Here is a 7329-nt window from a genome sequence, read left to right as displayed (position 1 = left end):
GGCGTCACGCGTTACGTTACTGGCCCTTCTCAGTGACGGACTGGCTGCACTGGAAGCCAGCCACACTTCGACGACGCTCATCGAGATCAAGGGCGAGAGCGTAAAGCGCGTGCTCAAAGCCATCGTCACGCGTTATGGCATCGACCTCACCGACTGACGCGTTGTTCTCATCGTGATTGACGCGCGGCATGCAACATGCGCCGAGCGTCAATCAACAAACGCTTGTCAGCGTCAATCAACATCGGCATCATCAACCTCGCCGCGACATTCTCATCTTGTTTGTCGCGCGTCTCTCATCCAGATTGTCGCGCCACAGTGGCAGGCGAATTTCGATGGCGGGGCAGCATTGCTGCGATGAGCAGACCGCAAAAATCGTTGCGTTTGCATCGAGTTTTTCGCATGCGGGCCGACAGCTTCGGGTCCAAGACGCTTCGCCATCCCCAAAAAACGTAGGATGGAGCGGTCTCGTCGTGGTCACCTGACGAGAGCTTCTGTCTTGCAACTCATGCGCGTTTCCTAGAATGTTAGTCAGGCAAGGCGCCTGACCTCCAAAACGAGCAGTGAATCTATAACGCGATGAGTGCACACCCGCGGTGCGCTCCATCGACAATGCCGTGTCAGTTTGGACGGACATCGTTCAAACGCAAAAAAACAACAGAGCAAAGAGGGCATGAGAGCATTTCGACCAGGCATGGCGATCGCCTCCGGATGCGTCCATATCGCGGATTGATGCGCGAGTACCCCGGGGCCTCGAGGATCGATGCCAACGCCTGGGGGTAGCAACTTTTACGGTGGGTGGGAACGAATGATGAGCGGGACAAAGAAGCGCCGCGCCGTCGTGGTGACGTTCGGCGACAGGCAGCTCGAAGGCCGTCCGATCGAGGCGCAAAATCAGGCTCGACCCCTTGCGTTCGGTGGCGAGCCTGCGTTGCTGACAGACCTCGGACGCTGCGACGATCTGAGCGTTCGGCGTAACCTCACGAGCGCCGCGATTCACAAAGCGGGATTCGATTGGCTTTGCTATTGGCTCATTCAGCGGGTCGGCGAACGCGTGACCGCATTGGCCTGGTTCGATACCTATTCGCCGCCGGGTTGGGCTGAGCGGTTCAACCGCGACTCATTCTTTGAAACCGATCCGCGTATCGATTTCGCGTGCCGATTCGATTGGCCGCTGGCGTGGGATCTCGATTCATTGTTCGGGCTGCCCGCGAGCCGTGCGAGCGCGGCGGCCGCGAAACGCTTCGTTGCCGGCGCCATTCAGGTCGGTGCTCATAGCGGTGTCACGTTCGGGCTGCCGACCGAACGGCCATTCGAGCATGCGATCGTGACGCTCTCCAGCGCGCAGCCCAACCGCCGTTGGATCACCGATGCCACGATCGGTGAGGCCTATGCCATCGGCGTCTCGCTGCACTCGTTCATAGAACCACGCATTGACCGGCTGCTGCCCGAGTGGGAAGTATCGGCGCCCACCGAGGTACAAACCAGCATGCTTCGTTGCGTCGCGCAGGGGCTCAGCAATCGCGAGATCGCCGAGCGCATGTCGATGTCGGTCCACACGGTTGCCTATCACTTGCGCCAGCTCGAAAAGCGGTTCGATGCACTGAACCGGGTGCAGCTCGCGTATATCGCTGGCCGGATTCTCGACGATTGAAAGGCGTCGAGCGAACGCCATAACCACATGACGGGTTCGATGCCCGCACGTATCGCCACTGACTACGGGAACAAAGCCGCATCGTCCGATGCGCGGGGGGATGTCTTGGTCCGCTGCAACGATGAGGAGTACGAATGTCGTACGGAGATGTGGTGAGAGAGCCTGCGGGCTGCCTGGTACAAGATCGATTCGACACGGCATTACTGGAACGAGGCGAAGAGCCGGAGTCTTACCCGAGGCGCACGGGCCCTGAACTCTGTTACGTCGACGAAGCGGAAATAGCATCGATGATCCGCGGCGACGAACTCGGCCGCGAAACGGACATTGCGGTGGAGCTCGGTGCGGCACGCAATGCGGAGGAACGCGTACGGCTCGTGCGCACGCTGTTGCGCATGCTCGGCTACGGTGGGCTGGCGTATATGGCCGTCAAGACAGACAAGCGCGGCCGCGTGCAACGAGTCTATCTGTTGCGCAACTATCTGACGACGAGTATCGCGACACAGCTGCTCGAGGCGGGCTTTCTCGAGCAGGACAGCCATTTGCGCGCCGCCTTGGTCAGTGACGTTCCCCACATCTGGGATTTGAAAAGCCTCGTGACGAAGTGGCGCCAGAACGGCGACTATGCGCGTTCTCAGCAACTTCTCGATCAGATGCGCGAAAAAGGTGTTTGCAGCGGGCTGACGTTCGGTGTGTCGATTTCGAACACGACGATCCGCTCGATCATCAGCTTTGCGTCGCCGCGCCACAGCATGGGGTGGATCACCGACAATGTGCTGGCGCAATCGCTCGCGCTTGGGTTGTCGGTGCATCAGCGCTGCTCCGCACACATCAAAGCGATGCGCAGGCGCGAGGCGGCCGGCGTGTTGTCGCAGCTTCAGCAACGGATTCTGAGCTTGCTCGTACTCGGGCTCTCCGACAAGGAGATTGCCATCCGTCTCGACACGACGGCACATAACGTGGACTACCATCTGCGTCAACTGCGCGACAAATACAAGGCGCTCAATCGCAGTCATCTTGCATTCGTGGCGGCGCAGACCCAAGCCGCTTGAATCGATGGTGCAGCACGCGACGCTCTTGGGACGGCGCGTCGTCGCAGTTGGGGGGAACAGGCGCCGCCAGTCACATGCCGGTTCTATCCTCGGGTTCGGGGGCGGCGCCGTACTCGGCGAAATATTCGAGTGCGTCCCGATAGCGCTCACTGAGTTCGGACAGTCCATGCTTTTTTAACTGCTCGTTTTCCGGCGAGTCAATTATCTGCTTGCGAAACTCCCGATATTTCTCTCTGACCTGTTCCTGAGTCGTATTTCCGTCGACGTCAAACAGAAATCGCCAGGGCGGCAAAACGCCCTCCGACGCAGCATGACTCTCGGCCTCGGGCATGTCATGGCCCGCCATATCCGTAGGTTGGCCGTTGGCCGGCGCGGAAAACCTCGGACCGTTATGTTGTCGGAAGCCGTCGCTCTCCATGGGGCCCGCCGCACTCGGTGCGCCGCCTTGACCTGCGTTTTGCATGAACAGCATCATTGCAAGAACCGGCATGTACATCATCCATTCGTTCGCGAACGGGCCGAGCGGGGCACCCGGAACGGGCACGGACCATGGCATAGCTCCAGGCGCAACGTACGGCATGCTGAATTCGCCACCTTGCTGCATGCCGGCCTGTTGATTGACGCCCGCCATCATGTTCCGCATGTACGTTGCCGACATTTCGCTTTCGGCGAACATACCGACGCCTGTGATCAAGCCCATCATGGGATCGAACGCCCCGATCGCCAAGCCGAGGCACGCGCTTACGATTGCGTTCACCATTCTGATCGGGCCCATCGAGGGCATCATGCCAGGCTGCATGGTGCTTGCGTATCGCGGTGCGTAAGCCGAAGAGAAACCCCATGGGTGAGGTATGCCGGATTGCGGCATGCCCGAGTAATAGCCCCCCGCGTTTGGCGGGTTTCCAGTCAAATGCTGCCATGCTTCACGGACGCCGTCTCCCAATGCGTGCGCCGCATCCGCGAAACGATTACCGGTCGTTTTTTGCCCGTGTGCGCGTTGAAAACCGGGCAAGCCGTCTATTGGGGAGCCCGAAGAGCGCCGCGCGCTGGGGCCCGAATCAAATCCCTCACCGGCGTTCTGCGGGCCTAGACCGCCCGGTCCGTGAATATCGAAGAAGTTGTTCCACTGAGAACTATCGGTGCGCACGAACCCCTCCTGTCCATCACCTGATACTCGATGTCCGATTGTCGGTCTCGATGCGGCACGATGGCACGCCGCAGGCGAACGCGGCGCCGATCAAACGAACGGATCGGACAGGATGTCACGCGATTCCGACCGTATCGAGCTCTTCCAGCACCTGGAAGGGTACGTTTTCCACGATGATCTCGCGATCGCCGGTCGCACTGGTGCGCGTATTCAGATGCGCGATCGCGTTGGGCCCGACGCTTTGAGTGCGCGTGGTGCGCTCTCTGACCTTCAGCTCCACGAGCATCCATGATGTCGGGTCCCGCAAAATGGATTCAGTGTCGGCCTCGATCTGAGCGACGCGCGTCGCGTCGCCTTGCGCTCGTTCGATAAGCGCGGTGTTCGCGTCGAGCGCATCGGCAGCATCCTTGCGCAATCGATGCCGCAGCACGTACGTCAGATGCGGGCTGCGGTTGACATGGACATCGGCGATATATGCGTCGATGCGTTGAATGGCCCGGGCGCTTTGGGCGCGAGAGGTGGACGGATCGGCGGTACCGGCTGGCGCCTTGGCGCGTTCGTGCGCGAGCAGGAGCCGGAGGATTTCGTTGCGCGAGGCGTGCAGCGCGCCGACGTAGCCGGCGACATCCGAATATTCGATGTCCAGCAGGCAAGCACGATGAACGAGTCTTCCTTCTTCGCGCACCATCTGCAGCTTCGCGGACGTATTGCGCTGACCGACCTTCGTCGTCTTCACGGGGGTATCGATGGAAAGCAGGCCGATGCTCTCGTGGCCCGTTGCGGACAGCGGATGTGCGAAGCCGGGCGCGATGCCTCTGCGCAGCTGCCAAAACGACCCTGTATTGATGCGATGCTGCTCGACTCGCAGCAAACCGCTTCGTTCGACGGAGTCGACCGTTTGCCTCGATTTTTGCCGCCCTATGCCGGCCGACGGTCCGACACGCAGCGTGATATCGCCCGGATCGTTCGGGGCGTCGACACCGAACTTGTAAAATTCGGCCGTTGCCGTGGCGTCGATCGTGAGTCCGCGCCGCTTCGTATCGCTGAGACCGTCGGTCCAACTGATCGATACATCCGGGTCGTTCCAGTAGCGCGCGGCGAGACGGTTCCAAAGACCGTTGGGTCCGTCGTCGGACGTGAGCGTCGCTTCGCTGAACAGGAAGTCGCTGATCTCGGCGAGCTTTGCCCGCATGGCATCGTCGTCGTACCCGGAGCCGTCGGGCTTGATTCGTCTCGCGACCCGGATCGACACGCCGCGTGGGCGGCTGATTTCATGCGCGTGCAACGTCGCGTTCGTGACGAGCCCCGCGCGCAGCGCGGTCATGCCGACGTCGATGTCATATCCGACCATCAGGCCGGCGCCGAGATGACGCTCGGTTGCATCTGCCGTACCGGCGTAAAACTCTACGCCCTGTGTGGAGCGGCTGATCTCCACGACGGCTTCGCGCGTACGCGATGCGCGTACGTCGAACCGTGGCGAGACGGGTATTGCGAGTCCACCCACCAACAGCTTCGTCGTGAAGTTCAGACCGCGAGTGCTGATGCCTTGATGGCCACCATCGCTCAGCCGCAGCCGCTGTCCCGATTGCAGGCCCATGATCACATCCGTCAACGTCGACCGAACGGTGGCGATATTGCGGGCCCCGGCGGGCGGAGAGGGGTCTTCGAGCGCGAGCAGGTCGCGCACCTCGAGCCAGAAGGGATCGTCGTCGGATATCCCGGTCACCTTACCCCACGCCGCAAGCCGCATTACGTCGAAAGGCTCTTTCACGAGCCGGCTGAATGGCTTGGTCTTTGCGAGCCGATCCGCGGACATCTGTTGCCAAGCGTTGGTCGATTCGATAAGACGATCGAGCTTGCGCCGCGCACGCCCTTGTTTCATTCGCATGTTTCTCGACTGTGCCAGGGATTCGCCTATTTCGTGGGCGTGCTTCGCGATGTCGACGAGGGCCGTGTGATCCGGATGCCCGCCCGGGAACCCGCCGCGATCCAGCCACACCTGCAGCGCAGCGAGCTCAACCACCGAACTTTGCGCGCGTACATGACTGAGAAGCGCGCTGGGCCTCAGTTCGGCCCTCGTCAGCAGTCGCGCCAGCGCCGCGCGAGTCTTTTCCCGGATCGACGCATCGCGGTATTCCACGTACAGTTGCCGAGCGGCCCGGGCGCCGGCTTTGCGCGGCGCGCGGGCGTGCTTCAAGACAGCGGTCGGTGCCACGGCCGCACTGCCTTGTATCTGCACCTGCGCTTCGACCATCTTCCGTTTGAGCGCTGCCTGCTCGAGCTCGAGCGTCTTGCGCGGTACGCCGCGCGTACCGAATCGGAGCGCGGACAAGGGTGAGGCATGCTTGCCGAGCAACATACGAGGCAGCAATGTTTTCCATCGATCTTCTTCCACCCGGGGAATCGACTTCGTCACGAACTTGTGCAGCCGTTCGCGCGTCCGCGAGAAATCGCTGCCTGTCCCGTCTTCGCGAAACCCTTGCCGCCATGCCAGCAAGGCGCCGCATTGGTCTGGCGTGAGCGCATCGGAGCCCGATTCCAGCAGCGTGCGCGCGGCATCGAACGCGCGTTTGGCAAGGGCGGTCGAACCCGACTCGTCGGCGCGAAGCGGGGCGGACGTGGATCCCATGCGAGCGGCGACCGCGCCCGGAGAGTAGTCCGGACCGGATATTCCATCCCTGCCGCGAGACGCGCGGTCGAGTTCAGCCGCGCTTTCGAAAAGCGCCTTGATGGCGACGCGATGCGTGCGACTTCGCAATGGCACCCCATGGACGGCGCGAATCTGCTCGAGCATCGAGAATCCGAGGTCAGAGCGCGAGAGCTCGCGCACCACATGCCATGCGTGCCGTTCTTCGTCGTTGGCCGCGCGACCACGGAGCGGCGCGTCGAAATCGAGACAGGCGATTTGCGACAGCATCCGATGTGCCAACCATGTGTCCCGAATGCCTGCCTTGCGCGCAGCGTCGACGAACAGCTGCGCTCTCGCGGCGGCGACCCGCGATGCGCCGTCGAGCGACGCGACACTGTATAGCTGCGACGAGAACCGATCGAGTTCTTCCGGATGAAAAGGCGAGGCAGTGAGTTCATTGGCCACGCAGACGCGCACATCATGGGCGGTACGAAGCGGGTGCGCCCGAGTTTTTTGCGTTACCCCGGCGGTGAGATCGGCGGTGTCGGAGATCGCGCTCGATCGGACGCGCACGAGCGCGGATCGTGCGAGCATCACAGCTTCTTCGGAGTGCCTGGCCCGCGACGGGGAGGGCAGCGGCGGCAGACTGTCGGCAACGTCGGGCTCCCGACCGTGATGCGTGAAATGCCATGGGCTCCATATCCGACCGGACCTGCTGCGATGGAACACCGCACTGCTGACATCGGTAGGACGGGCCCGTTCGACTTTACGGAAGCTGGCGAACGCATCCTTCAAGCGCGAGATCGGTCCGCTTGCTTGCGGTGCAGCCCCGGGCGATACGGCGCCGAGCAGG

General features: G+C 61.9%; 5 protein-coding genes. 3 read left to right on the top strand and 2 right to left on the bottom strand.

What is annotated here, in order from left to right:
• Window positions 1-808 precede the first annotated feature (808 nt).
• Together GWC77_RS04860 and GWC77_RS04855 are read left to right on the top strand one after the other, a co-directional pair.
• Entirely contained in the window at window positions 809-1651 is an 843-nt protein-coding gene (locus GWC77_RS04860) for an autoinducer binding domain-containing protein (RefSeq protein ID WP_173255726.1), read from the top strand.
• Window positions 1652-1785: 134 nt separating this feature from the next.
• Entirely contained in the window at window positions 1786-2700 is a 915-nt protein-coding gene (locus tag GWC77_RS04855; RefSeq protein ID WP_173255725.1) for an autoinducer binding domain-containing protein, read from the top strand.
• A 70-nt stretch (window positions 2701-2770) separates the two neighbouring features.
• Here GWC77_RS04855 and GWC77_RS04850 read toward each other — a convergent pair whose 3' ends face one another.
• Complete coding sequence (locus GWC77_RS04850; RefSeq protein ID WP_173255724.1) at window positions 2771-3199, bottom strand: hypothetical protein; 429 nt, start codon at window positions 3197-3199, stop codon at window positions 2771-2773.
• 133 nt (window positions 3200-3332) lie between these two features.
• Here GWC77_RS04850 and GWC77_RS04845 point away from each other — a divergent pair, with 133 nt between their 5' ends.
• Entirely contained in the window at window positions 3333-3524 is a 192-nt protein-coding gene (locus tag GWC77_RS04845) for a hypothetical protein (RefSeq protein WP_173255723.1), read from the top strand.
• 438 nt (window positions 3525-3962) lie between these two features.
• Here the strand turns inward: GWC77_RS04845 and GWC77_RS04840 are convergent, their stop codons facing one another.
• Window positions 3963-7070, bottom strand: a complete 3108-nt coding sequence (locus tag GWC77_RS04840; RefSeq protein ID WP_173255722.1) for an autotransporter — start codon at window positions 7068-7070, stop codon at window positions 3963-3965.
• Between the last annotated feature and the right edge of the window lie 259 nt (window positions 7071-7329).

This window comes from Paraburkholderia sp. NMBU_R16, assembly GCF_013282575.1.
GTDB lineage: Bacteria > Pseudomonadota > Gammaproteobacteria > Burkholderiales > Burkholderiaceae > Trinickia.
Note: the sequence above shows the minus strand (reverse complement) of the source record. Positions and strands in the feature narration are given on the sequence as shown.

Coding starts and splice junctions, on each gene's coding strand:
- GWC77_RS04860 (WP_173255726.1), top strand. CDS start 809: ATGAGCGGGACAAAGAAGCGCCGCGCCGTCGTGGTGACGTTCGGCGAC.
- GWC77_RS04855 (WP_173255725.1), top strand. CDS start 1,786: ATGTCGTACGGAGATGTGGTGAGAGAGCCTGCGGGCTGCCTGGTACAA.
- GWC77_RS04850 (WP_173255724.1), bottom strand. CDS start 3,199: ATGATGTACATGCCGGTTCTTGCAATGATGCTGTTCATGCAAAACGCA.
- GWC77_RS04845 (WP_173255723.1), top strand. CDS start 3,333: ATGTTCCGCATGTACGTTGCCGACATTTCGCTTTCGGCGAACATACCG.
- GWC77_RS04840 (WP_173255722.1), bottom strand. CDS start 7,070: ATGCTCGCACGATCCGCGCTCGTGCGCGTCCGATCGAGCGCGATCTCC.